The organism is Xanthomonas sp. LMG 8993, from assembly GCF_009835065.2.
GTDB lineage: Bacteria > Pseudomonadota > Gammaproteobacteria > Xanthomonadales > Xanthomonadaceae > Xanthomonas > Xanthomonas arboricola.
Genome location: NZ_QVIF02000004.1, coordinates 326683 through 349785, shown reverse-complemented (window position 1 = coordinate 349785; position 23103 = coordinate 326683). Strand labels below are relative to the sequence as shown.

At 67.1% G+C, this 23103-nt stretch carries 24 protein-coding genes and 1 pseudogene; 16 read left to right on the top strand and 9 right to left on the bottom strand.

Going from position 1 to position 23103, the window contains the following annotated elements; genetic code table 11:
• Positions 1 to 17: 17 nt before the first annotated feature.
• Entirely contained in the window at positions 18 to 455 is a 438-nt protein-coding gene (locus DYQ94_RS10575) for a VOC family protein (protein ID WP_160954797.1), read from the bottom strand.
• Positions 452 to 1336, bottom strand: coding sequence for a hypothetical protein (locus DYQ94_RS10570; RefSeq protein ID WP_160954796.1), 885 nt, complete (start codon positions 1334 to 1336; stop codon positions 452 to 454). The genes DYQ94_RS10575 and DYQ94_RS10570 overlap by 4 nt, the downstream gene beginning before the upstream one ends.
• 88 nt (positions 1337 to 1424) lie before the next feature.
• Here DYQ94_RS10570 and DYQ94_RS10565 point away from each other — a divergent pair, with 88 nt between their 5' ends.
• Entirely contained in the window at positions 1425 to 2720 is a 1296-nt protein-coding gene (locus tag DYQ94_RS10565) for an acetyl-CoA C-acetyltransferase (RefSeq protein ID WP_024940494.1), read from the top strand.
• Positions 2721 to 2835: 115 nt separating this feature from the next.
• The gene (locus tag DYQ94_RS10560; RefSeq protein WP_160954807.1) at positions 2836 to 3378 is read left to right on the top strand and encodes a hypothetical protein; all 543 of its coding nucleotides are present in this window, start codon (positions 2836 to 2838) and stop codon (positions 3376 to 3378) included.
• Between the two features lie 187 nt (positions 3379 to 3565).
• On the opposite strand, the gene DYQ94_RS10555 is transcribed toward DYQ94_RS10560, so the two are convergent.
• The 3 genes from DYQ94_RS10555 to DYQ94_RS10545 all read right to left on the bottom strand — a co-directional run bounded on the left by DYQ94_RS10555 (position 3566) and on the right by DYQ94_RS10545 (position 6802).
• Positions 3566 to 4831, bottom strand: a complete 1266-nt coding sequence (locus DYQ94_RS10555; protein ID WP_102250751.1) for a heme biosynthesis protein HemY — start codon at positions 4829 to 4831, stop codon at positions 3566 to 3568.
• The gene (locus DYQ94_RS10550) at positions 4828 to 5805 is read right to left on the bottom strand and encodes a uroporphyrinogen-III C-methyltransferase (protein ID WP_102580133.1); all 978 of its coding nucleotides are present in this window, start codon (positions 5803 to 5805) and stop codon (positions 4828 to 4830) included. Before DYQ94_RS10550 ends, DYQ94_RS10555 begins: the two co-directional genes overlap by 4 nt.
• Positions 5806 to 5908: 103 nt before the next feature.
• Complete coding sequence (locus DYQ94_RS10545; protein ID WP_160954795.1) at positions 5909 to 6802, bottom strand: uroporphyrinogen-III synthase; 894 nt, start codon at positions 6800 to 6802, stop codon at positions 5909 to 5911.
• A 95-nt stretch (positions 6803 to 6897) separates the two neighbouring features.
• Here DYQ94_RS10545 and DYQ94_RS10540 point away from each other — a divergent pair, with 95 nt between their 5' ends.
• From DYQ94_RS10540 to DYQ94_RS10515, 6 genes are all read left to right on the top strand, one after another.
• A complete protein-coding gene (locus tag DYQ94_RS10540) occupies positions 6898 to 7707 on the top strand; it encodes a glycosyltransferase family 25 protein (RefSeq protein ID WP_126965470.1) in 810 nt (269 codons plus the stop codon).
• Between the two features lie 138 nt (positions 7708 to 7845).
• On the top strand, positions 7846 to 8316 hold the full coding sequence (locus tag DYQ94_RS10535) for a YiiD C-terminal domain-containing protein (RefSeq protein WP_024940488.1): 471 nt from the start codon (positions 7846 to 7848) through the stop codon (positions 8314 to 8316).
• Positions 8317 to 8344: 28 nt separating this feature from the next.
• Entirely contained in the window at positions 8345 to 8767 is a 423-nt protein-coding gene (locus DYQ94_RS10530; RefSeq protein ID WP_026064545.1) for a hypothetical protein, read from the top strand.
• A 76-nt stretch (positions 8768 to 8843) separates the two neighbouring features.
• A complete protein-coding gene (locus DYQ94_RS10525) occupies positions 8844 to 9281 on the top strand; it encodes a rhodanese-like domain-containing protein (RefSeq protein WP_024940486.1) in 438 nt (145 codons plus the stop codon).
• A 110-nt stretch (positions 9282 to 9391) separates the two neighbouring features.
• Positions 9392 to 9907 carry a protein-export chaperone SecB gene (gene secB / locus DYQ94_RS10520; protein ID WP_016903394.1) on the top strand — a complete coding sequence of 172 codons (516 nt, stop codon included), beginning with the start codon at positions 9392 to 9394 and terminating at the stop codon, positions 9905 to 9907.
• A 15-nt stretch (positions 9908 to 9922) separates the two neighbouring features.
• The gene (locus DYQ94_RS10515; RefSeq protein WP_026064544.1) at positions 9923 to 10948 is read left to right on the top strand and encodes an NAD(P)H-dependent glycerol-3-phosphate dehydrogenase; all 1026 of its coding nucleotides are present in this window, start codon (positions 9923 to 9925) and stop codon (positions 10946 to 10948) included.
• A gap of 272 nt (positions 10949 to 11220) precedes the next feature.
• Here DYQ94_RS10515 and DYQ94_RS10510 read toward each other — a convergent pair whose 3' ends face one another.
• Positions 11221 to 11817, bottom strand: a complete 597-nt coding sequence (locus DYQ94_RS10510) for an OmpO family porin (RefSeq protein WP_016904049.1) — start codon at positions 11815 to 11817, stop codon at positions 11221 to 11223.
• A gap of 364 nt (positions 11818 to 12181) precedes the next feature.
• On the opposite strand from DYQ94_RS10510, the gene poxB reads away from it, so the two are divergent.
• From poxB to DYQ94_RS10495, 3 genes are read left to right on the top strand one after another with little or no spacing between them, the layout of a single operon-like run.
• Positions 12182 to 13891 carry a ubiquinone-dependent pyruvate dehydrogenase gene (gene poxB / locus DYQ94_RS10505; RefSeq protein WP_180970360.1) on the top strand — a complete coding sequence of 570 codons (1710 nt, stop codon included), beginning with the start codon at positions 12182 to 12184 and terminating at the stop codon, positions 13889 to 13891.
• Between the two features lie 46 nt (positions 13892 to 13937).
• Positions 13938 to 15380 carry a sensor histidine kinase gene (locus tag DYQ94_RS10500; RefSeq protein WP_065033157.1) on the top strand — a complete coding sequence of 481 codons (1443 nt, stop codon included), beginning with the start codon at positions 13938 to 13940 and terminating at the stop codon, positions 15378 to 15380.
• On the top strand, positions 15365 to 16717 hold the full coding sequence (locus tag DYQ94_RS10495) for a sigma-54-dependent transcriptional regulator (protein WP_126965469.1): 1353 nt from the start codon (positions 15365 to 15367) through the stop codon (positions 16715 to 16717). Before DYQ94_RS10500 ends, DYQ94_RS10495 begins: the two co-directional genes overlap by 16 nt.
• Positions 16718 to 16889: 172 nt before the next feature.
• On the opposite strand, the pseudogene DYQ94_RS10490 reads toward DYQ94_RS10495, so the two are convergent.
• Positions 16890 to 17018: pseudogene (locus DYQ94_RS10490) on the bottom strand (isovaleryl-CoA dehydrogenase); the annotation flags it as partial.
• A 134-nt stretch (positions 17019 to 17152) separates the two neighbouring features.
• On the opposite strand from DYQ94_RS10490, the gene DYQ94_RS10485 reads away from it, so the two are divergent.
• From DYQ94_RS10485 to DYQ94_RS10475, 3 genes are all read left to right on the top strand, one after another.
• Positions 17153 to 17950, top strand: coding sequence for a hypothetical protein (locus DYQ94_RS10485; RefSeq protein ID WP_046345324.1), 798 nt, complete (start codon positions 17153 to 17155; stop codon positions 17948 to 17950).
• A gap of 134 nt (positions 17951 to 18084) precedes the next feature.
• Entirely contained in the window at positions 18085 to 18705 is a 621-nt protein-coding gene (locus DYQ94_RS10480) for a hypothetical protein (protein ID WP_126965468.1), read from the top strand.
• 104 nt (positions 18706 to 18809) lie between these two features.
• A complete protein-coding gene (locus DYQ94_RS10475) occupies positions 18810 to 20033 on the top strand; it encodes an MFS transporter (protein ID WP_126965467.1) in 1224 nt (407 codons plus the stop codon).
• A 160-nt stretch (positions 20034 to 20193) separates the two neighbouring features.
• Here DYQ94_RS10475 and DYQ94_RS10470 read toward each other — a convergent pair whose 3' ends face one another.
• Both DYQ94_RS10470 and DYQ94_RS10465 read right to left on the bottom strand, forming a co-directional pair.
• Positions 20194 to 20670 carry a tRNA (cytidine(34)-2'-O)-methyltransferase gene (locus tag DYQ94_RS10470; protein WP_039517704.1) on the bottom strand — a complete coding sequence of 159 codons (477 nt, stop codon included), beginning with the start codon at positions 20668 to 20670 and terminating at the stop codon, positions 20194 to 20196.
• Between the two features lie 25 nt (positions 20671 to 20695).
• Positions 20696 to 21157: an XAC0231 family protein gene (locus tag DYQ94_RS10465; protein WP_054592048.1), complete on the bottom strand. Its 462-nt coding sequence runs from the start codon at positions 21155 to 21157 to the stop codon at positions 20696 to 20698.
• A gap of 395 nt (positions 21158 to 21552) precedes the next feature.
• Between DYQ94_RS10465 and DYQ94_RS10460 the strand changes: the two genes are divergently transcribed.
• Both DYQ94_RS10460 and DYQ94_RS10455 read left to right on the top strand, forming a co-directional pair.
• Positions 21553 to 21873 carry a DUF4156 domain-containing protein gene (locus DYQ94_RS10460; protein ID WP_016903993.1) on the top strand — a complete coding sequence of 107 codons (321 nt, stop codon included), beginning with the start codon at positions 21553 to 21555 and terminating at the stop codon, positions 21871 to 21873.
• A 101-nt stretch (positions 21874 to 21974) separates the two neighbouring features.
• Positions 21975 to 22991: a 3-oxoacyl-ACP synthase III gene (locus tag DYQ94_RS10455; RefSeq protein WP_016903994.1), complete on the top strand. Its 1017-nt coding sequence runs from the start codon at positions 21975 to 21977 to the stop codon at positions 22989 to 22991.
• Positions 22992 to 23103: the final 112 nt, after the last annotated feature.

Below are 23103 nucleotides of genomic sequence, written 5' to 3'. Positions count from 1 at the left end.
ACCCGCGTCATCGGCACTCAGTAATTCGGCCACAGCCCCGGCGTCGCCAGCTCCAGCAGATGCGCATCCGGATCGCGGAAGTACAGGCTGTGCCCGCCGCCCGGCCATTGCGTGCGGCCCTCGATGGGCACGTGGCAGGATTGCAGATGTGCCTCCCATCCGGCCAGCTCATCACTGGCGATGGCGAATGCGTAATGCGCGCGCCCGCTGCCATCGTGCGGCGGAATCGTGCCGCCCGGCAGCGTGACCGTGGAGGCGGTGCTGCCCTGCAAGAACAGCAGCAACACCTGCCCGGGCGCGATTGCGTACGCGGCCATGCGCGTGTCGCGATACATGGCTGCCAGTCCCAGTACGCGGGCATAGAACGCGCATGCGCGCTCCAGGTCGGCCACATACACGCCGGTTTCCAGTACGCCCTGCAACGCCGGCGCTGTGGAAGCCGGCGTCTGGCTCACGCGGCCAATGCCTGGCGCGGATCCTGGCCCGGTTCCACATGCACGTACAGTACCGGCAGGCCATGCGCTTCCAGCACTGCGGCCATCTGTCGCTGACGCGAGAGGAATTGTTCGTAGACGCCGCGCAGGCGTTCGCAATTCTCGCGGTCGTGCGCGTAGTAATCGCACCAGCCGGCCGGGTCGAACAGCGCGATGCGCACTTCGCCCTCGACATAGCGCAGCACCGGCTCGGGCGGCTGTTCCAGCCACTCTTCGGTATGCGGCGCCAGCAGGGCGGCTTCGATCAGCGGCCACAACGGGGCCAGGCCCTGGTTGTCGTACTGCATCGAAATCATCGCGGCCAGATCGTTCGCGGTGAGATACCGCGCATGTTCGATGCGTGCGCCGAAGCTTTCCTGCGCCAGCAGCGCGGTATCGGCCTGCGCCATGCCCTGGGCCAGCAGCACTTCTTCCATCGCATCGGCCACCGTCGCCACGACCTGCGGATCGCCGGACAGCAGGAACGGCAGCACGCGCAGGCCGCCGCCGGTCAGCTGTGCGTCGGCCTGGAAGGGCAGGGGGATCTCGCCCTGCGCATCGGCGCCGAACGCCAGCACGCGCGGGCCCTGATCGCGCCCGGGCGCGCGCGCATGCAGCTCGTCCAGCCGGCGATGCAACGGCCAGCCCGGCCGCAGCACTTCGGCCGGGTCGAAGTGCGCCATTGCCACGCTGAGCTCGAGCTCGCGGACTTCGGGGATCCACTGCGCCAGGTCGCGGCCGATGCGTTCGGCCAGCATGCCGGCTTGCTCGGGCGCCAGGGCGCCGCGCTCGGGGGCGGTGCCGCCCGTCAATTCCAGCGCCATCACACCCATGGCGGTCACGCCGTGTTCGGTCTTGCTCATGATTCGCGGTTGGCCCATCACGGGGTCGAAGCTACACTGCGGCCATTATGCCTGCCGGCCCTGTGCAGGCCATGTCCCCGAGTCCTCCATGCCAGGTCAACCGATGCCCGCAGCCCGTCCCGTCGCCATTCTGGGCGGCGTTCGTATCCCGTTCTGTCGTCAGAACACCGCTTACGCGGACGTGGGCAACCTGGGCATGTCGGTGCGCACGCTGGGGGCGCTGGTCGAGCGCTTCGGGCTGCACGGGCAGCAACTGGGCGAAGTGGCGATGGGGGCGGTGATCAAGCACTCCTCGGACTGGAACCTGGCGCGCGAGGCGGCGCTGTCGTCCGGGTTGTCGCCGCTGACGCCGGGCATCACCCTGCAACGCGCCTGCGGCACCAGCCTGGATTCGGTGATCACCATCGCCAACAAGATCGCGCTGGGCCAGATCGATTCAGGCATCGGCGGCGGCTCGGACACCACCTCCGAAGTGCCGATCGTCTACGGCAAGAAGCTGCGCGCGCGGCTGATGGCCGCCAACCGCGCCAAGGCCACCGGCGACAAGCTCAAGGCGCTGCTGCGCGGCTTCAAGCTGAGCGAGCTCAAGCCCGAATTCCCCGGCGTGGCCGAGCCGCGCACCGGCAAGAGCATGGGCGACCACTGCGAGGACATGGCCAAGGAATGGAACATCTCGCGCGACTCGCAGGACGAATGGGCGGTGTCCTCGCACCACAAGCTGGCCGCTGCCTATGAGCGCGGCTTCTTCGACACGCTGATCGCGCCGTTCCGCGGCGTCTCGCGCGACAACATCCTGCGCGCCGACACTTCGCTGGAAAAGCTGGCCACGCTGCGCCCGGCCTTCGACAAGACCTCCGGCCGCGGCACGTTGACCGCGGCCAATTCCACCCCGCTCACCGATGGTGCGGCCGCGGTGCTGCTGTCCAGCGAAGCCTGGGCGCTGGCGCATGGCCACACCCCGATGGCCTATCTGCGCGATGCGCAGGTGGCGGCGGTGGATTTCGTGCATGGCGAAGGCCTGTTGATGGCGCCGACCATTGCGGTGCCGCAGATGCTGGCGCGTCAGGGCCTGACCCTGCAGGACTTCGACATCTACGAAATCCACGAGGCCTTCGCCGCGCAGGTGCTGTGCACGCTGCGCGCCTGGGAAAGCGAGGATTACTGCCGCAATCGCCTGGGGCTGGAAGCGCCGCTGGGCCGTATCGACCCGGACAAGATCAACCCGCTGGGCTCGTCGCTGGCCACCGGCCACCCCTTCGCCGCCACCGGCGCACGCGTGGTGGCCACTGCCGCCAAGCAACTGGAAGAACGTGGCGGCGGCCGTGCATTGATTTCGATCTGCACCGCCGGCGGCATGGGCGTGGTGGCCATCGTCGAGCGCTGACGCTGCTGCGCAGCGTGGGATTGGGCATTCGGGATTGGGGATTCGCAAAAGCAGCTGCGGACTCCTGATTTTACGAATCCCCAATCCCGAATCCCCAACCTGCAAGGACGCATGGATGTCGAACATTGATTCACACGAGCCCCCTACGCTTTATTTGCCCCCGACGCACGGCGCCGTCTGGCGCGAGGGCGATGTGCTGGTGTGCACGCCGGGCGCCGATCTGCCGCCGCGTTGCGTCAAGTGCAACGCGGCCGCGGACATCTCGCCGCGCCGCTACATCTTCCATTGGCATCACCCGGCGATCTATCTGACCCTATTGATGGGGGTGCTGCCGTATCTGATCCTGGCCATCGTGCTGCGCAAGCGCAGTGCGCACGTGCTGAGCCTGTGCGCGTGGCATGAGCGCCGCCGCGTGCGGTGTGTCGCCATCGCGATGGCGTCGATCGTGCCGTTGTTGGTCGGGGTGCTGTGGATCGGTGGTGCGACCGGCTGGCTGACCGGTGCCGGTGTGACGGCGGCGATGCTGTTGATCGGCAGGCGCGGTTCGCGCGTGTTGTCGGCGCAATCGGTCGATCACGAGCAGGCACGTTATTTCGGTGCCTGTGACGCGTTTTTGCGCGCATTGCCAGCGCCGCCCCGGGAATCGCGCGATGGGTGATCTGCGCCGCTATGTTTGCAGATAGCTTTGTAACGTCAATGCGTTGCCATCCCCGCGGACGTGAGGACGACGGGCCGGCAAACGTTGCCGGCGGCGCTTCTGCCCTGATCTAGAAAACCAAAAGCCCCGGACATGCCGGGGCTGATGGTGAGTCCACGCATCGCCGCAACGGCGATCAGACCTCAGGTCAAAGCACGCGATCGTCCGGTGCGAGCGGATCGGCCGGCGGCGTGGCATACGCCGAGACGATCGGCCCGTGCAGCGACTGCTGCGGCAAGCCCTCGTGCACCGGCTCGCCGCGTGCGGCGCGCAGGGCGTTGGCGTAGCAATGCTGTGCAGACAGCAGATCCCCCGCGGCGGCAAAGCCGTGGCCGAGTTCTTCCCAGGCCTCGCTGCCCGCGCCATTGGCCACCGCGCGATGCAGGAACTCTTCGGCCTGCGACCACTGCTGCTGGTGACGGGCCAGGCGCGCCAGGGTCAGCAACAGGCCCGGGCTGTCCGGGTACTGGGCCAGCCAACGCTGCGCACTGGCGCGGCGCGAATCGTATTTTTCCAAGGGCAGCACGCCGTACAGGCGCACCAGCGATTCGTCCCACTGCGTGTCCAGCGCCTGCTCCAGGCTGTGCACTGCCGCGTCGTCCCAATGCAGCGCCGCGGCGCGCTGTGCATAGGCGCCTACCACCGCAGGATAGGTACGCAGCGGTTTGGGCAGCGCTTCCCAGCGTTCGGCCAGGGCATTGGCATCGCCGGCCTGCAACAGCGTCTGCTCGGCCAGCGTGGCTTCCAGGGCGCTGTAGGCCTCCGGTGCCAGTACCGCCTGCTGACGCAATGCGCCCAGCTGGCCGTAAGCCTCGTCGGCGCGGCCGATCTGCGCCAGGGCGTGCGTGCGCAGCAGTAGGCCACGCGCCGGCAGCGGCTGGGCGTTGGCATGATCGAGCGCATTGATCGCCTCGACCGGGCGTTGCCGCGCCAGATGCCGCTCGCCCTGCAGCAACGCATGTGCGGTGGGGTCGCGCTCTGCCAATTGCTGGGCCAGCGCGTTGGCCGCCACCTCGTCTCCGCGTGCATCGGCAACCCGCACCGCGCTGGCCAGGGCGATGCCGCTGACCTCCGCATCCTCGCTGGCGTTGACCAACAGGCGCTCGGCACGCTGCCACTGGCCGTGATCGGCTGCGCGCAGGCCTTCGATCAGGCGGGCGCGGCCCTTCCTGCGGCGGTACTTGCCCCAGACCCGGAACGGCAGGCTGACCAGCGTCCACACCAGCCACAGCACCAGCAGCGCGATGACCAGGATCAGCAACGCCTGCGGCATGGCGGCGCGGTAGTCGTTGCCGCCGACGCTGACCACCACATTGCCCAGGTCGTAACTGGTCTGATGCGACAGCCATTGCGCACCGAGCACGCCCAGCGCCACGGCAACCAACAGGATCAAGACGGTACGCAACACTTTCATTGGGTGGATCTCCCTTCACGCATGGCCTGCAGTTGCAGCAGGGTGGTGCCCAGTTCCGGCAGGCGCGGACGCAGTGGCGCTTGTTGCAGCGTGCGCAGGCGGGTACGTGCCTGGCGACGTTGTGGTGAATCCGGCCACAGCCGGGTGGTCCAGGTGTCCACCCGGCGCAGCGATTGCGCAAAGCCGGCGGCATCGCCGCGCTCGGCCGCAGCGCGGGCCAGGCTGACCTCGATCTGCAAGGCGTCGCGCGCGGCATGGCGATCGCCGCCGGTCAGCAGTGCATCGCCTCGGCTGGGACGGATGTCCACCAGCGGTGTGAGTGCTTTCTGCCACCACGGCTGCGCTGCTTCGCTCTCTTGAGCGGTCTGTTCGGGCAGGCGCAGCAGGTCGCCGGCCAACTGATCCAGGGTGTGGCCGGCCTGCGCCTGCGGACCGGCGCCCAGGCGATCCAGTGCGTCGCGTTCCTGTACCAGCGCCTGGCGCAGGTTGAGATAGCCGGGATCGTCGATGCCATTGAGTGCGGCATTGGCCAGTGCGTAGGCGCGGCGCGCACCGTCGGCGTCGCCGGCGATGCTCAGCCGCTGCTGGCCCAGCCGCAGCAGCAGTTCTACTTCATCCAGCCGCAGCGCCTGTGCACCGTGGCGGTTGGGATCGGCAAGCTTTTGCACGGTTTCTTCGAGCAAGGCGCTGCGTTGGCTCAGGCCGAGCATCTCGTCGCGCAGCACGCGGTTGGTGGCTGCCGCATCCGCCAGGCGTTCGTTGGCCAGGCGTTGGTCGCGGCGCAAGGTCTCCAGCATCTGCTGCGTGCCATCCCAGCGCTGCTGCTGCGCTTCGGCGGCCTGCAGCTGCGCACTTTGATAGCCCTGCCACGCGCGCCAACCGAAGAATAGCGCCACGCCCACGGCGGCCAGCGCGACGACGAGCAGCAGCCATGCCAGGGGAAAGCGTCGCGTGGAAGCGGGCATTTCGGTCATTCGTCCATCCTCGCGCGGTCACGACGGGTGCAGGTGCCGCAGTCATCTGCCACAGCATGGCGTGCAGCGGCAGACAGCCGCAAGCCGTGCTTGAGTTCGAAGTTCAGCAAGATCGCGATGGTGTCACGATCGCGGCGGCGGCAGCGGCCAATTGCTCGGGCAAGGGACCCGCAGCGCGCACCGCATGCTGGAAGCCGGCGGCGTGTGCGGCTTGCAGCATGCGCTCGCTGGAGGCCACCAGCGGGCGTTGCCGCAAGGCGTCGATCAGCGGTCCGGGCAGTTGCTGCAGCACCAGCGTCAGCGCTTCGGCGCTGCTCAGCGCCAGCACGCTAGCGGGCAGCGCGTTCGCCAGGGCACGCACTGCCGATGCGCGCAGGCGCAACGGCACGCGCTGATAGACATCGGCGCGCAGGATGCGGGCGCCCCGCTGCTCCAGGGCCGGCGCCAGCATGCCGCGCCCGCCCGGGGCGGTGACCAGCCCGACGGCCTGCAGCGGTTGCCGGAACAGCGGCAATGCGAGCAGGCCCTCGCTGTCCATGCGCTCCGGGCGTATCACCGTGTCGATGCCGCAGGCCTGCAGCGCACGCGCAGTGCCGTCTCCCACGCTCACCCACTGCGCCTGCGCCGGCCGCTGCAGCGGCGCCAGGCGATGCGCTGCGTGCACTGCGGCTGGGCTGGTGAACACCGCGATCGGCGCATGCAAGGCCTGCCGCAATGCAGCCCGTGCCTGCGGGGTGTCGTTGGTCTGCAGCCGCCACGGCGACAGCGCCAGCAGCCGTCCGCCGTGCCGCGCGGCGGCCCGCCGCAGTGGCGCGTGTTCACCGCTGGGCCGCAGTGAAATCAGGGTCCAGGCGTCGGCAGCTGGGGCGGGAGGTGTCATCCAGTGATTATGCGAGAGCCGTGCGTTATCGGGGGCGGGTGTCGCGCGCTGCGCTGGCGCTGGCGGCGATTCGATCCTCGCGCGCTGTCTGGCCTTTGCGTGCCTGCTCGACGCCATGCCTGCGTTTCTGCGGCCAGAACCTCGTCCCCGGGTCTGTGCCGATGACCGCTACCGCCCACGATCCGCCACGACGATCGAGCTGGAGTGGCGCCGTGATCAAGTCCTACCTCATCAACATGCAGCGCAGCGGCGAGCGCCTGCAGGCGATGTCGACGCGGTTCCAGGCACTGGGCCTGCCGTTCGAGCGGATTCCCGCAGTCGATGGCGCCACCCTGACGCCTGCGCAGATTGCCGACTTCGCACGCGAGCGGCCGCTGGAAGGCTCCGGGGATGCCTTCAGCACCGGCCCGCGCAAGTGGACCGCCTCCAACATCGGGTGCTTCCTGAGCCATCAGGCCGCGTGGCGCATCGCAGCCGACTCCGACGACGCCTACACCGCCATCTTCGAAGACGACATGCATCTGTCCGACGCGCTGCCGGCGCTGCTGCGCAGCAGCGAGTGGCTGCCGGGCGGCAACAGCATCGTGCGGCTGGAGCCGTCCTACAACCGCATCAAACTCGATGCCAAGGTTGCCGAAGTCGGTGGCCGGCAGCTGCGCCTGGTGCGTCCCTCGACCCACCAACACTGCTGGCCGGTCTGCGCCGGTGCGCTGATCCTCAGCCGCGATGCGGCGCGCCTGCTGCTGGCGGCCGAGGCACGCTGGCACACCATGGCCGACATTTTCCTGTTCGGCTGGAACGAATCGCCGGTCGCACAGCAGCTGTCCACCTATCAGCTGGCGCCGGCGGCCTGCATCCAGGACAAGTTCTTCCACGCCGCTCCGGAGCAGATCGTGTTCACCAGCACCATCGATGCGCCGTTGACGCACGTGCAGAGGCAGCGCAGCGCGCATTGGAAGGCCAAGGCCACCGCGTTGCTGCGGGTGGCGCAGGGTTATCGCAAGGTCGTGTTCGCGCCCTGAGCCGGGCGAGACCCAGGCGTGCGACGACGCGATGCCGTACGCGTTCACCATGCGGTACCGCATGTCATCCCAGTGCACAAGACGCTCGCGGAACATTGCGGCATGATGCCGCCCTTCGCCGTCTTTCAGCCTTCGCCGATGACTCCTTCGTGCACGCTCGCATCCGCCCTGCAGTCGCTGCAGCAACAGTTCGTCGCCATGCCGCCGGTCCTGTCGATGGGCATTGCCGTCGACGGCTTGCATGACGGCGCCTTGCGCTTGCGCGCGCCGCTGCAGGCCAACGTCAACGACAAGGCCAACGCGTTCGGCGGCAGCCTGGCTTCGTTGATGACGCTGGCCAGCTGGGGCTGGCTGACGCTGCAACTGCAACTGGCCGGGCACAGCGCCGATGTCTACGTGGCCGACAGCCAGCTGCGCTACGTCGCGCCGGTCTACGAGGACCTGGTGGCCAATGCCGAGCCGTCCGAACTCGGCAGCTGGGAGGCGTTCCTGGCCACCTTCCGGCAACGCGGCAAGGCGCGCATCGGCATGCGTGCGCAGATCGCGCTGGGATCCGGGGCGGCGGCGGCCACCCTGAGCGGGCGCTTCGTGGCGTTTCCAAAACGGTAGGATGCGCGCTGGACTTGGGGGAATGCGCATGCGTGCAGTGATCGGGGCAATGCTGTTGCTCGGGCTGGCGATGGTCAGCGGGGGGGCGTCTGCCGGCAGCCGTGCCCAGGCACGCGCGCTGGAAACTACCCAGGCCGCCTACACCGCCGCGGTGCGCTGGAGCGATTTCGATGCCGCGCAGGGCTTTGTCGAGCCGACCTATGCCCAGGCGCATCCGCTCAGCGATCTGGAACGCTCGCGCTACGAACAGGTGCAGATCTCCGGCTACCGCGAGCTGCGGGTGGGCGAGGATGGCAACGGCGACCTGCGCCGCGAGGTCGAGCTGCGGGTGATCAACCGCAATACCCAGGCCGAGCGGCTGGTGCGCAGCATCGAGCTGTGGCGCTGGGATGCCGAGCGCAAACGCTGGTGGCTGGCCAGCGGCCTGCCCGATCTGTGGCAGGGCCAGTAGCCCGTGCCACCGGCGCCTGGCCGTCGCACGCGCCAGCTGTGCGACAATTCCCGCCCGCTTGACTGACCCTGACCCCGTGAATTTCGAAGAGCTGCAGGCCTTTGTCGGCCGCAACCCCATGTTGTCACTGGCCCTGGTGGGCCTGACCATCGCCCTGATCGTCACCGAGGTCGCGCGCCTGTTCCGTGGGTATCGCGCACTCAAGCCGGCCGAGCTGACCCGTTTGATCAACAGCGAGAACGCGTTGGTGATCGACCTGTCGCCGACCGCCGATTTCGAAAAAGGCCATATCGCCGGCAGCCGCAACGTGGCGCTGGCCAAGTTCGACCCGGCCGGCAAGCTCCTCGCCAACGCCAAGTCCTCGCCCGTGGTGGTGGTGTGCCGCAATGGCAATGCCTCCGCGGGCGCGGCCAGGACGCTGAAGAAAGCCGGTTTCGAGCAGGTCTACTGGCTCGATGGCGGCGTGGCCGCCTGGCAGATGGCCGAGCTGCCGCTGGTCAAGGGCCGCGCCTGACCCCACCTTGTGAGGCGCCGGGCAAGTCCCCATTGCTGGCGTGAGAGACTCGCACTTTCACGTCTGCATCATTCAACGCTGCATCCACCGAACCGTTTCTGGAGTTAGGAATGTCCGACGAAATCATCAACGGCGCGGTTGCGCCGGCCGACGCCGCTGCTGGCCCCGCTTTCACCATCGAGAAGATTTACGTCAAGGACGTTTCCTTCGAATCGCCGAACGCGCCGTCCGTCTTCAATGACGCCAACCAGCCCGAGCTGCAGCTGAACCTCAACCAGAAGGTGCAGCGCCTCAACGACAACGCCTTCGAAGTGGTGCTGGCCGTGACCCTGACCTGCACCGCCGGTGGCAAGACCGCCTACGTGGCCGAAGTGCAGCAGGCCGGCGTGTTCGGCCTGGTCGGCCTGGAGCCGCAGGCGATCGACGTGCTGCTCGGCACCCAGTGCCCGAACATCCTGTTCCCGTACGTGCGCACCCTGGTCAGCGACCTGATCCAGGCCGGCGGCTTCCCGCCGTTCTACCTGCAGCCGATCAACTTCGAAGCGCTGTATGCAGAAACCCTGCGCCAGCGTTCGCAGGGCGAAGGCACCTCGCTGGCCGATTCCGAGCCGGCTGGCAACGCCTAAGCCTTGCGTGCGCCGATGAGCGATTCGACGCAGAAGATCGCGGTTCTCGGCGCCGGCTCCTGGGGCACGGCCCTGGCCGCGCTGCTCGCCAGGCACGGTCACCCGACCGTGCTCTGGGGACGCGATGCGGCGATGGTGGATACCATCGACCGCACCCACGAAAACGCGCGTTATCTGCCGGGGATTGCACTGCCCGAGAGCCTGCGCGCGACCACCGACCTGCAACTGGCCATTGCCGATGCTGGCTGGATCCTGGTCGTGGTGCCCTCGCACGCATTCACCGAGACGATCCGGTTGATCGCCCCGTTGCGTCCGGCCGGTGCCGGCGTTGCGTGGGCGACCAAGGGCTTCGAGCCCGGTTCTGGGCGGTTCCTGCACGAAGTGGCGCGCGACATCCTCGGTCCCGGCGTTCCGCTGGCCGTGGTGACCGGGCCGTCCTTCGCCAAGGAAGTCACGCTCGGCCTGCCGACCGCCATCACCGTGCACGGCGACGATGCGGCGTTTGCGCAGGTCGTGGCCGATGCCATGCATGGCCCCACTTTCCGCGCCTATACGGGCGATGACATGGTGGGCGCCGAGCTCGGTGGTGCGATGAAGAACGTGCTGGCGGTGGCCACCGGCGTGGCCGATGGCATGCAGCTCGGCCTCAACGCCCGTGCCGGCCTGATCACGCGCGGCTTGAACGAGATGCTGCGTCTGGCGGCGGCGATCGGTGCACGGCCGGAGACGTTGATGGGCCTGGCGGGTCTGGGCGATCTGGTGCTCACCTGCACCGGCGATCTGTCGCGCAACCGACGGCTGGGGCTGGCCCTAGGGCGCGGACAGAGCCTGAACGATGCGATCCGCGAGATCGGCCAGGTGGTTGAATCGGTGCAGACCGCCGATGAAGTCATGCGTCAGGCCGAGCATCACGGCATCGAGCTGCCGATCTCCAACGCCGTGCGTGCGGTATTGCATGGCGAGATCACCCCGGAAGCAGGCTTGAAGGAATTGCTGGCACGCGAGCGCAAGCCCGAGTACCCGCAGACCTTGTTCACCTGATCGTGGCATCGCGCGTTGACGCGCTGCGCAGAAACAACAAAAAGCCCGGCATTGCCGGGCTTTTTGTTGGTGTCGATCGCAAAGGTTGGCGGCAAGCTGTAGCCGCTTGAGCGCGCTGGATCGTGCTTCTACAGCAGCCGCATTGCGCACATGCCGCTATAGCGCGATGTGCGCAGCGCCAGCCGATCGCCCAAAAGAAAGAAGCCCGGTCGGGGGACCGGGCTTCCAATGCAACGCGGGAGAGAGAGTCGCGTTGCAGTCAAACGTGCGGCTTACCAGCTGAAGCGCGGGCCGACCGACCATTCCTTATTGCCGTCGCCATCCATACGGATGTCGCCGTTGATGCCCCAGTTCTGGTTCAACTTGACCTGGGCGCCGAGGCGGCCGTAGAAGTTGTCGCCGATGTCGATGCCGCGCTTCTTGGAGAAGTCTTCGTAGCCAGCCAGGGCGTAGACTTCGAAGTGCTCGCCGAAGGCGTTACGCAGGCCGGCTTCAACGCTGTAACCGTCGAAGCTGATGTTCGGGGTGTCCAGGTCCAGCTTGCGGTAGGCAACGCGAGCAACGAAGTCGGTGCTGGTGGCGATTTCCTGGTTGTAACCCACGCCGACGCCCCACTGCTGGAAGTCGGAGTTGGAGCTTTCGAACACGTTGTCGTTGTCGTCAGCGTTCTGCTTGCTGTAATCGCCGAACACGTGGAAGTTCGGAGCGACGGCGTAGGACGCCTTCACGCCCCAACCATCAGCGTCGCGGCCTTCGGTCGGGGTGCGCACGTAGTCACCTTCGACGAAGTTGTAGGAGAGGTTTTCAGCAGCGGAGGCCGCAAACGGCAGGGCTGCGAGAAGGCCGAGGGCCAGCAGGGAATTCTTCATGATCGATACCTGTACTTATGGTTTGGGCCGGCGCTGAGGCGGATGCCGTTCGCTGCCGAGATGTAAATTCTCCGTTATTCGATGGAACGCGACATGAATTTTGGACTGACTGGTCCATGAATCATCGCGCCCAGTTCAGCTCCGCTTCCTTGTCATCAAATTGCAATGCGCGTAGCGCACGCGCAAAGCGTGATGCATTGGCGGTTACATCGCGTCGATGTGATGCGCATGTATAGAAGCGGCTGTTTTGCAGTGATTTTTACTGCGTTTGCAGCGTGCAAGCACATTGCGCTGACACTGTGACTGGGAGCATGCAAGGCTTGTCGAACAAGCGTGGAGCTGCATCGTGGCGAAGAAAAAGACGTTGGCGCGGTTTCTGGCCGAGACGCTGCAGAGCGCGGGGGTGGAGCGGATCTGGGGGTTGACCGGCGACAGCCTCAACGGCCTGACCGATGCCTTGCGCGAGATGCAGACGATCGAATGGATGCACGTGCGCCACGAAGAGGTGGCTGCGTTCGCTGCCGGCGCCGAGGCGGCGGTGACCGGCAAGCTGGCGGTGTGTGCGGGTAGCTGCGGGCCGGGCAACCTGCACTTGATCAACGGGCTGTTCGATTGTCATCGCAGCCGCCAGCCGGTGCTGGCGATCGCCGCGCATATTCCCTCGTCCGAGATCGGGCTGAACTATTTTCAGGAGACGCATCCGCAGGAACTGTTCCGCGAGTGCAGTCACTTTGTGGAATTGGTGACCAATCCGGCGCAGCTGCCGGAAGTGCTGCACCGCGCGATGCGTGCGGCCATCCTGCAGCAAGGCGTGGCGGTGGTGGTGATCCCCGGCGATATCGCACTGCTGGAAGTGGACAAGCACATCCCCACGGCGTGGCCGCAACTGCGCCAACCGCGCGTGCTGCCGGCTCCCGAAGATGTGCAGCAACTGGCCGCGCTGCTGCAGCAGAGCGAAGCGATCACGCTGTTGTGCGGCAGCGGTTGCGCGGGCGCACACGATGCGGTGGTGGCATTGGCCGACACCCTGGGCGCGCCGATCGTGCATGCCTTGCGGGGCAAGGAACACGTGGAGTGGGAGAACCCGTTCGATGTCGGCATGACCGGCCTGATCGGTTTCAGCTCCGGCTATCACGCGATGCTCAACTGCGACACCTTGATCATGCTGGGCACGGATTTCCCGTATCGGCAGTTCTACCCGAAGGACGCGACCATCGTGCAGGTGGACCGCGACCCGAGCGCGCTGGGGCGGCGTACGCCGTTGCAGCTGGGCATCGCAGCGGATGTGGGCGAAACCATCGCCGCCTTGCTGCCGCAGCTGCAGCGACGCGAGAAACGCGACTTCCTGGACAAGGCGCTGGCGCACTATCGCAAGGCGCGCGAGGGACTGGACGATCTGGCGGTGCCGGCCGATCCAGGCGAGCCGCTGCATCCGCAATTCGTGGCGCGCATGATCAGCCAGATCGCCGACCAGGATGCGGTATTCACCTGCGATGTCGGCACGCCAACGGTGTGGGCCGCGCGCTACCTGCGCATGAACGGACAACGCCGCTTGCTCGGTTCGTTCAACCACGGTTCGATGGCCAATGCAATGCCGCAGGCGCTGGGTGCGCAGTCGGCGTATCCGGGCCGTCAGGTAGTTGCGCTGTCAGGTGATGGCGGTTTTGCGATGCTGATGGGCGATTTCATCTCGCTGGCGCAGCTGCGCCTGCCGGTGAAGATCGTGGTGTTCAACAATGCCTCGCTGGGATTCGTGGCGATGGAAATGAAGGCCGCCGGCTATCTGGATACCGGCACCGAGTTGCGCAATCCGGACTTCGCAGCGATGAGCAATGCGATGGGCATCCTGGGCATCCGGGTCGATGAGTCCGCGCAACTGGAGCGGGCGTTGCGGCAGGCCTTCGCGCACTCTGGTCCGGCGCTGGTGGATGTGCGCATCGCCACGCAGGAACTGGCGGTGCCGCCGGCAATCAAGCTGGAACAGGCCAAGGGCATGGGCCTGTATCTGCTCAAGGCAGTGATGAGCGGGCGCGGCGACGAGGTGATCGATCTGGTCAAGACCAACATGCGCTGACACAGTTACCGCGTTCTGAAACCGCACGTCTTTACCGGACCCTCGCATGCCTCGTTCGTTGTTGCGCCAGTTGCTGCTGATCTGGGTGGTGATCCTGGCTGCCTGCGTGGGCGTGGCCACGATGTTGTATGGCCTGTACCGACAGACCGAAGGCGTGCGACTGGACGATGCGCGCCAGCAATTGACCGCGCAATGCGCACGCATCGTGCAGCGCTACGCCGGCGCGAGCGAGGCGGCGCGCAGCGGCGACAACGGCGCCGGGTTGGCCGCGGTGGTGGTGCAACTGGTGCTGGCCGATGCGCCCGGTGTGGAGGGCGGGGTGTGGAACCTCGACAAGGGATTCGTTGCCTACGCCTATCCCACCTACGACGGCAGCGATCACAAGACCGATATCCCGGCCGCCGAGTGGACCACGATCGTCAGTACCGCGCGGCAGAGTGCGGTGGGCAACAAGGCCGTGGATTTTCGTCGCGACGGCAGCCGCGAAGTGGTGCTGATCAGCGCCTGCCCATTGGCCGCGGGAACCGCCGCTTGGACCATGTCGCGGGTGCCGGCCAGCACCTCCGATGCCTGGCGGCCACTGGCGATCGGCATGCTGCTGATCTTCGCCATGGTGGCAATGTCGGCGATTGCCCTGGGCGTGGTGGTGCGGCGCTGGAGTCAGCGCCTGCAGCGCATCCAGCAGGCGCTGGCCGCCGATACCGAACTTCCGCAGATTCCGGTCACCGGCGCACCCGAGCTGGACCGGCTGGGCGCTGCAGTCAGCGATTACGCACAGCGCAATGCGCAGGCCTTGGCGCAGACGCGGCGGCTGGCCGACGAGCTGGCACGGCACGAGCGGCTGGCCGCACTCGGGCGCCTGACCGCCACGGTGGCGCATGAGATTCGCAACCCCATCGCCACGATGCGCCTGGCCGTGGAGAACGAAATCGCCACGCGCCAGGGCACGCCGGACGATGCCGCGCACGCTGAGCTGATGCTGGGGCAGATCCGTCGCCTGGATGGGGTGGTCGAAAGCCTGCTCGGCATGGTGCAGCCGATCCGGCTGCAGCTGGAGACGGTGGTGGTGCAGGACTGGCTGGCGAGCTTGCTCGATCCTGCCGTGCTGCCGCCGGGCGCGCCGGCGCCACAGCTGCGCGTCCCGGACGCGCCGCTGCAGTGGATGCTCGATCCGCAGCAGCTCGGCCGTGCCGTACACAATCTGCTGCGCAACGCGCTCCAGCACGCCGATGCAGGCAGCGCGGTGACGCTGGAGGCCAGCGCCAGCGATGGGTTGCTGCAGCTACGGGTGAGCAATCGTGGCGCGGCCATCGCCGATGCCATCGCTTCGCAATTGTTCGAGCCGTTCGTCAGCGGTCGCGCCGACGGCAATGGCCTGGGGCTTGCGCTGGTGCGCGAGATCGCCCGTGCACATGGCGGGCAGGTGCGTTATGCACACGCCGACGGTATGACCCATTTCATTCTGGAGCTGCCATGGCGCGCATCCTGATCATCGACGACGATGCGGCGTTCCTGGCCACCTTGCAGGCAACGCTGCGCTCGCTCGGCCATACGGTGATCGCGGTCGACAACGGCGCCGATGGTTTGCTGCGCCTGAACGAGGGCGGCATCGAGCTGGCGTTCGTGGACTTCCGCATGCCCGGTATGGACGGCATCCAGGTGCTGCGTGCGCATGCGGACGATCCCCGCGCGCGCCAGGTGCCGCTGGTGATGCTCACCGCGTACGCCTCCAGCGGCAACACCATCGAGGCGATGACGCTGGGTGCATTCGATCACCTGGTCAAGCCAGTGGGGCGTGCCGATATCGTCGAGGTGGTGGAGCGTGCATTGGCGAGTCGCGCCGATGCCGACGCCGATGCCGATGCCGATGCCGCAGCGAGCGAACCACCCGACGACGACGACGGCCTGGTCGGCCACAGTCCGGCGATGCGTACCGTGCATAAACGCATCGGGCTGGCGGCAGCCTCCGATCTGCCGGTGTTGATCACCGGCGAAACCGGTACCGGCAAGGAGCTGGTCGCGCGCGCCCTGCATCGCGCCAGCGCACGCGCAAATGCGGCGTTCGTGGCAGTCAATTGTGCGGCGATCCCGTTGGAGTTGATGGAAAGCGAATTGTTCGGCCATCGCAAGGGCGCCTTTTCCGGGGCGACCAGCGACCGCATCGGCCTGATTCGCGAAGCCGATGGCGGCACGTTGTTCCTGGACGAGATCGGCGACATGCCGCTGCCGATGCAGGCCAAGTTGTTGCGCTTCCTGCAGGAGGGCGAAGTAACGCCGCTGGGCGGGCGCGGCGCGCAAAAAGTGGATGTGCGCGTGCTGGCAGCCACGCATCGCGATCTGGCGGCGTGGGTGGCGGCAGGACAGTTCCGCAGCGATCTGCGCTATCGCCTCAATGTGGTGCCGATCGAACTGCCGCCGCTGCGCGAACGCGGGCAGGACATCGTGCTGCTTGCGCAGTATTTTCTGCGCAGCGGCGAAGGCGCGGCGCGCGCGCTGTCGGCGGATGCGCAAGCGCGGCTGCTGGCCTACCCGTGGCCCGGTAACGTGCGCGAGCTACGTAACGTCATGCAACGCAGCCAGCTGCTGGTGCGCGGCCACAGCATCGTTGCCGCGGATCTGGACGACGCGCTCGAGTACGATGCCGAGCAGCCCACGACGACAGCGCCACCGGAAGGCACCTTGCCCGAGGCGGTGGCGCGGCTGGAAAAGCAGATGATCCAGGACGCCTTGGCGCACAGTGGCGGCAACCGCGCCGAAGCCGCGCGCCGGCTCGGCATTCATCGCCAGCTGCTGTACCGCAAGCTCGATGAGTACGGCCTGCAGTAGGCGCAGCGATCACCGGACGCGATGGTTGCAGGCTGCCGCCTCGGTCACGACGCAATACGCGCACAGCAGCACGTGCACCTGTTGTCATGCGCACCTGTTGGTTGCATGTCGCCGCTGCCACTCGCAGCATTGGCTACGGCCTTGCACCAGCAAACGGTGCAGCCGGAAAGCGCAGCACCACGCGTTCGAAATCCAGCCCGGACATCGGCACGCGCACGCCACCGTCGAGCGTGCCCGGCACGCTCTTGCCTTGCAGGGTCGAAACACAACCCGAGCTGCAACGTGTCTGCAAAGCGGACAGTGGTGGATGAAACGCAGACGACTGTCCGCGCGCGTGCAGACACAAAACCCTTATAAAACAACGGACTCGCTGTTGGCACGATTGCTGCTTTATCTCCAGGGCGAGCGGCGCTCCTGCCGCGTTGGAGACATCGCATGATTCGTCAGACCGCACTTGCTTTCGCACTGGCCTGCAGCGTGGCGACCGCTGCCGCGCAGGCTCCCACACCGCCGGCAGCACCGATGGCGCCGCGCGCGCCGGTCGGCACGCCACCGCCGGCTCCGCCGGTGCCGCCCGCACCGCCTGCGCCGTTGGCCGCCACCCCGGTGCGCATCACCGGCACGGTCGAGCGCTTCATGCTCAATCCCAATGGCGAGGTTGACGGCCTGTGGTTGCGCGATGGCACCCAGGTGGCATTTGCACCGCATCTGTCCGCACAGTTGCAGGCTGCGGTGCGCCGGGGCGATACGGTGAGCGTGCAGGGCTATCGCCTGGGCAGCCTGCCGGTGCTGCGCGCCAGCAGCATCCGCTCCAATCGTGGTGGGCGCGAAGTGGTCGACCAGCCGCCGACGGGCGCCATGCCGCCGGCGCCACCAGCACCTGCCGCGTTGACGCCGTTGCAGGCGGAAGGACGCATCGAGCGCTTGGTTTACGGCCCGGGTGGCGAGACCAATGGCGCGTTGCTGAGCGATGGCACGCTGGTGCGGATGCCGCCGCATCTGGCGCTTCAGTTCGGTGATCTGCTGCGGGCCGGCGCGCCATTGAGCGTGAGCGGCTTCGGGGTTGCCACCGCCAACGGCCGCGCCATCGAAGCCACCCAACTGGGCCGCGATCGCGCCTCGCAGCGTGCGCTGTTCAGCCCGCCGCGCCCGGACGGCCCGGTGCCGCCCGCACCACCGGCCCCGCCTGTCCCGCCGGCCGCACCGCCAGCGCCGGCTCCGGCGCCGCGTTGATCCAGGGCGCCGCCGCCCACGCGGCGGCGCTTACCCGTCGCGTTCCCCTCTACGCGCCTGTTCACCACGCCGCATGCGTGGCGACGGGCGCGGCTTGCCGGCATCGGCCGGTTCTCACTTCTCTGGAGTTTTTCATGCATTGGGTCGACCCTGATTTCCTTCCCGAAACCCGCGGCACGCTGGCGCGCTTTCTGCTCAATCCCAAGGCCGATATCGACGGCCTGCTGCTGACCGACGGCACCGAGGTGCACACGCCGCCGCACCTGTCCGCCGCCTTGCTCAAGGCGCTCAAGCCCGGCAGCACCTTGAGTGTGCGTGGCCTCAAGCCGCGCGATGTGGACATGCTGGTGGCCCTGGCGATTGATCCGGAGGGTGGCAAGCGTATCGTCGATGAGGGCCCGCACGGGCCGCATGCCAAGCCCAAGCCCAAACCGCCCGCCGGCAAGCCGCCCAAGCCGCAGCTCACCCAGCACAGCGGCACCATCGCGCGCCTGCTGCACGGCCCGCACGGGCAGGTGCATGGCGCGTTGCTGGACGACGAGGTCACGGTGCGGTTCCCACCGCATGCCGGAGAGGACTTCGCCAAGCAGCTGGTGGTCGGCAAGACGCTGGTGGCCGAAGGCGATACCAGGACGACCCCGCACGGGGTACTGATCCACGCGCATGCCCTGGGCGCCAAGGCCGCGTCGCTGAAGCAGATCGAGCATCCGCATGGTCCGGGTGCGCATAAGCCGAAGCCGAAGCCGAAGCACTAGCAGCCTGCAATGCGACTGCCGTGCTGGCGCCGTGCGACCGCGATTGGGTCGCACATGCCGCCCAGCATGCGCAGTCGCCTTTCATCGTTTCGTGGAGAGCGCCGATGCGCATGAGCACACCGCGTCCCCGTGGCAGCCGCGCACTGGAGGCGCTGCATTTCAGCGTGGCCGATGTGCAGGACGGGCTGGGGCCATTTCTCAGCGTGTTCCTGCAATCCAGGGGCTGGTCGGTGGCGGCGATCGGCACGGTGATGAGCGTGGGCGGCATCGCCGGCATGCTCGCCACCACCCCGGCCGGTGCACTGGTCGATAGCACCCGGCGCAAGCGCGCCGTGGTGGTGGTGGGCTGCCTGGCGATCCTGTTGGCCACGGCGCTGATCTGGCTGCATCCGACCTCCTCCGGTGTGGTCACCGCGCAGATCGTCTCGACGTTGGCGGCAGCCGGCATCGGCCCGGCACTCACCGGCATCACTTTGGGGCTGGTGCACGCGCGCGGATTCGATCATCAACTGGCGCGCAATCAGGTCGCCAACCACGCCGGCAACATGCTGGCTGCGGTACTGGCCGGCTGGCTGGGCTGGCGCTACGGGTTTGCGGCGGTGTTCGTGCTCACCGCCGCGTTCGGTGTGCTGGCGGTCGCGGCGGTGCTGCTGATTCCGTCTGCGGCCATCGACCATCGTGCCGCGCGCGGCCTGGGCCATGCCGACGGCGCGGACACCCTCAGCGGCTGGCGGGTGTTGCTGACCTGCCGGCCACTGGCCTTGCTGGCCATCACCCTGGGGCTGTTCCACCTGGGCAATGCGGCGATGCTGCCGCTCTACGGCATGGCCATCGTGGCCGCGCATGCGGGCGATGCGAGTGCGCTGACGGCGACCACCATCGTGGTCGCGCAGGCCACGATGGTGGTGGTGGCATTGCTGGCGATGCGCTGGATCCGCGTGCACGGGCATTGGTGGGTGCTGCTGGTGGCCTTCATGGCCTTGCCGCTGCGTGCATTGGTGGCAGCGTCGCTGATCCATGGCTGGGGCGTGTTTCCGGTGCAGATCCTCGACGGACTCGGCGCCGGCCTGCAGGCCGTGGTGGTGCCGGCACTGGTGGCGCGATTGCTGCAGGGCACCGGGCGCGTCAATGTCGGCCAGGGCGCGGTGATGACGGTGCAAGGTGTGGGCGCGGCGCTGAGCCCGGCCTTGGGCGGCTGGCTGGCGCACGCCTTCGGCTATCGCATCGCGTTTCTGGCGCTGGGCGCCATCGCCCTGCTGGCGGTGGCGCTCTGGGCAGGCTGCCGCGGCATGTTGCAGGCAGCGACCGATGCCCAGGCGATGCAATGAGGTCATGGCAGCGGCGCGGAGCAGCACGCAAACGGCAACGCCCGCGACTGGCATACGCGCGGAGCACGCGTTGAGTGACAGACCGGTACGGGAACCATGCTGCGCGCCGGGATCGGGGCGGACGGTGCCGCAGTCAGCCAGCCGTCTGCATCGCCACGGTTTATCGGCCGCCGCTGAAGTCCCACTGACGCCACGCTTCGAACACCATCACCGCAACGGTGTTGGACAGATTGAGGCTGCGGTTGTCCGGGCGCATCGGCAGGCGCAGCCGGTGCTGTGGCGGGATCGACTCCAGCACGTCGGCGGGCAAGCCGCGTGTTTCCGGACCAAACAGGAAGGCATCGCCATCGGCAAATTGCGGTGTGTCGTAACGCACGGTGCTGCGCGTACTCAGTGCAAACACGCGCTTGGGCGCGATCGCGGCCAGGGCGGTGGGCAGGTCGGCATGCACCTGCAGGCTTGCGTATTCGTGATAGTCCAGGCCGGCGCGTTTGAGCTGCTTGTCGCTGAGGTCGAAGCCGAGCGGCTCGATCAGGTGCAGGCGCGCGCCGGTGTTGGCGCACAGGCGAATTACATTGCCCGTATTGGGCGGAATTTCCGGCTGAAACAGGATGACATCGAGGACGGGGGCTGACATGCGCGCAGTGTAGCTGCGCGCGTGCTCAAAGGCTGATGGCGGCGTTGACCAGCGCTTCCAGTTCGACCGGCGACGGCTGCAGCTGCGGCACCGGCAGGTTGACGATGACCTGGCCCATCAGCGCGCCGATGGCGGCAGCGGCCTGGCCGGAGGTGCTCTGCGCGCTGGCAGCGGCGTTGCGGGTCACCAGGTCGGCGCGCTGGTCGGCGGACGGCCGCACCTGCACCGCAGCGAGGGTGAGGATGCGCGGGCCGGCCTGCTCGGCGGCGAGGGCGGCCAGCTGCTCGGCCGACGGACGCACCTGCACGGCGGCCAGGGTAGGGATGTCGCTGTTGCGCTCCAGTGCCTGCTGGGCGATCTGGTCGGCCGACGGGCGGACCTGCACGGTGTCCAGCGTGGTCAGGCTGGCGGCCTGGGCGAAACCGGCTAGGGCGGTACCGGCAAACAGGGCGGCGGAGAGGGCGATGCGCAGGGTCTGGGTCTTCATGGCGAGGTCTCTTGGTGTGGGCGATCAGTGGTGTGGTAGTAAGGTAGTACACCGTTCCGGTAAGTGCAATAACTTTCGCGGCGCAGTTTTACTTATTCAGCTGGCGGTCATTTTCATTGATCGAGGTCGCTTCCCGCTGCTTGCCCATGCCATGCAGCAAACCGCGTGCCAGTTCCAGTGGATTGTTTTTAAAAGGATTTATGCGCGGCAGCGGTGTCCGCGTCCGGACACCCGGACGCGGTTGCGGGCGCCGGACACCGGCCGAAGCGAGAGAACACGACGATCTGCTTGGTGTTCAGCGCGCTGAATGCGCGGCGTGCGGTCATGCAGCGCACGCCGATCGCCACCCGGCAACTGCGGCACAATCCGGCTTCGTCCTCAGGTGTCTAAGACTTATGCGCGTGCTGATGCTGTCTGTTCTGGTTGCCACCACTGCCACGGCCTGCACCTGGGTGCCGATCGAGCAAAGCGGCAAAGGCGTGCAGGTGCTGCCCGCAGGCCCTGTGCCAGCTGGCTGTCAGCAGCAGGGCGAGGTGGTGGTGTCGGTCAAGAGCAAGGTCGGCTTTTACAACCGCAACCCATTGCGGGTGCAGGAAGAACTGGAAACGCTGGCACGCAACGAGGCGCCGGGCGCCAATGCCAATACGGTCCAGGCGCAGGGCCAGCCGGCCGATGGCAGCCAGCGCTTCAACGCCTTCCGCTGCCCGCCGCGCTGAACCGTTGGGCTGGGGCGCGGCCGCTGCAATTGTAAAGATGCGGTAAAACCAGCCAGCGGCTAGACTAGCGCCCCCTCGCCTGACGCCATGGCGCTACTTCGATGCTCTTCCAGAATGTCTCCATCGCGGGACTGGCGCATATTGATGCGCCGCACACGCTGACTTCCAAGGAAATCAACGAGCGCCTGCAACCGACCTACGACCGCCTCGGGATCAGAACCGACGTGTTGGGCGACGTTGCCGGTATCCATGCACGGCGCTTGTGGGACCAGGATGTCCAGGCCTCGGACGCTGCCACCCAGGCTGCGCGCAAGGCGCTGCTCGACGCCGGCATCGGCATCGAGAAGATCGGCCTGCTGGTCAACACCTCGGTGAGCCGCGACTACCTGGAGCCGTCCACCGCCTCCATCGTGTCCGGCAACCTCGGGGTCGGCGACCACTGCGTCACCTTTGACGTCGCCAACGCCTGTCTTGCCTTCATCAACGGCATGGACATCGCCGCCCGCATGCTTGAGCGCGGCGAGATCGACTATGCGCTGGTCGTCGATGGCGAAACCGCCAACCTGGTGTACGAAAAGACCCTCGAGCGCATGACCTCGCCCGACGTCACCGAAGAAGAGTTCCGCAATGAACTCGCTGCGCTGACCTTGGGCTGCGGTGCCGCAGCGATGGTGATGGCGCGCACCGAGCTGGTGCCCGATGCCCCGCGCTACAAGGGTGGCGTGACCCGCTCGGCCACCGAATGGAACAAGCTGTGCCGCGGCAACCTGGACCGCATGGTCACCGACACCCGCCTGCTGCTGATCGAAGGCATCAAGCTGGCACAGAAGACCTTCCTGGCCGCCAAGCAGGCGATGGGCTGGGCAGTGGACGAGCTGGACCAGTTCGTCATCCACCAGGTCAGTCGCCCGCATACCGCTTCATTCGTGAAGTCGTTCGGCATCGACCCGGCCAAGGTCATGACCATTTTCGGCGAACACGGCAACATCGGCCCGGCTTCGGTCCCGATCGTGCTCAGCAAGCTCAAGGAGCTCGGCCGCTTGAAGAAGGGCGACCGCATCGCGTTGATGGGAATTGGTTCTGGCCTGAACTGCTCGATGGCGGAAGTGGTCTGGTAATGCGTGTGATAGTGCCCGGCCGATGCTCTTGCACGCCGGGCAATATCGCTGCTTAAGTAAAAAAGTGGTATCTAAGTTTCCTCGCAGGAATAGTTGCGGTCTGTAAGGAAAG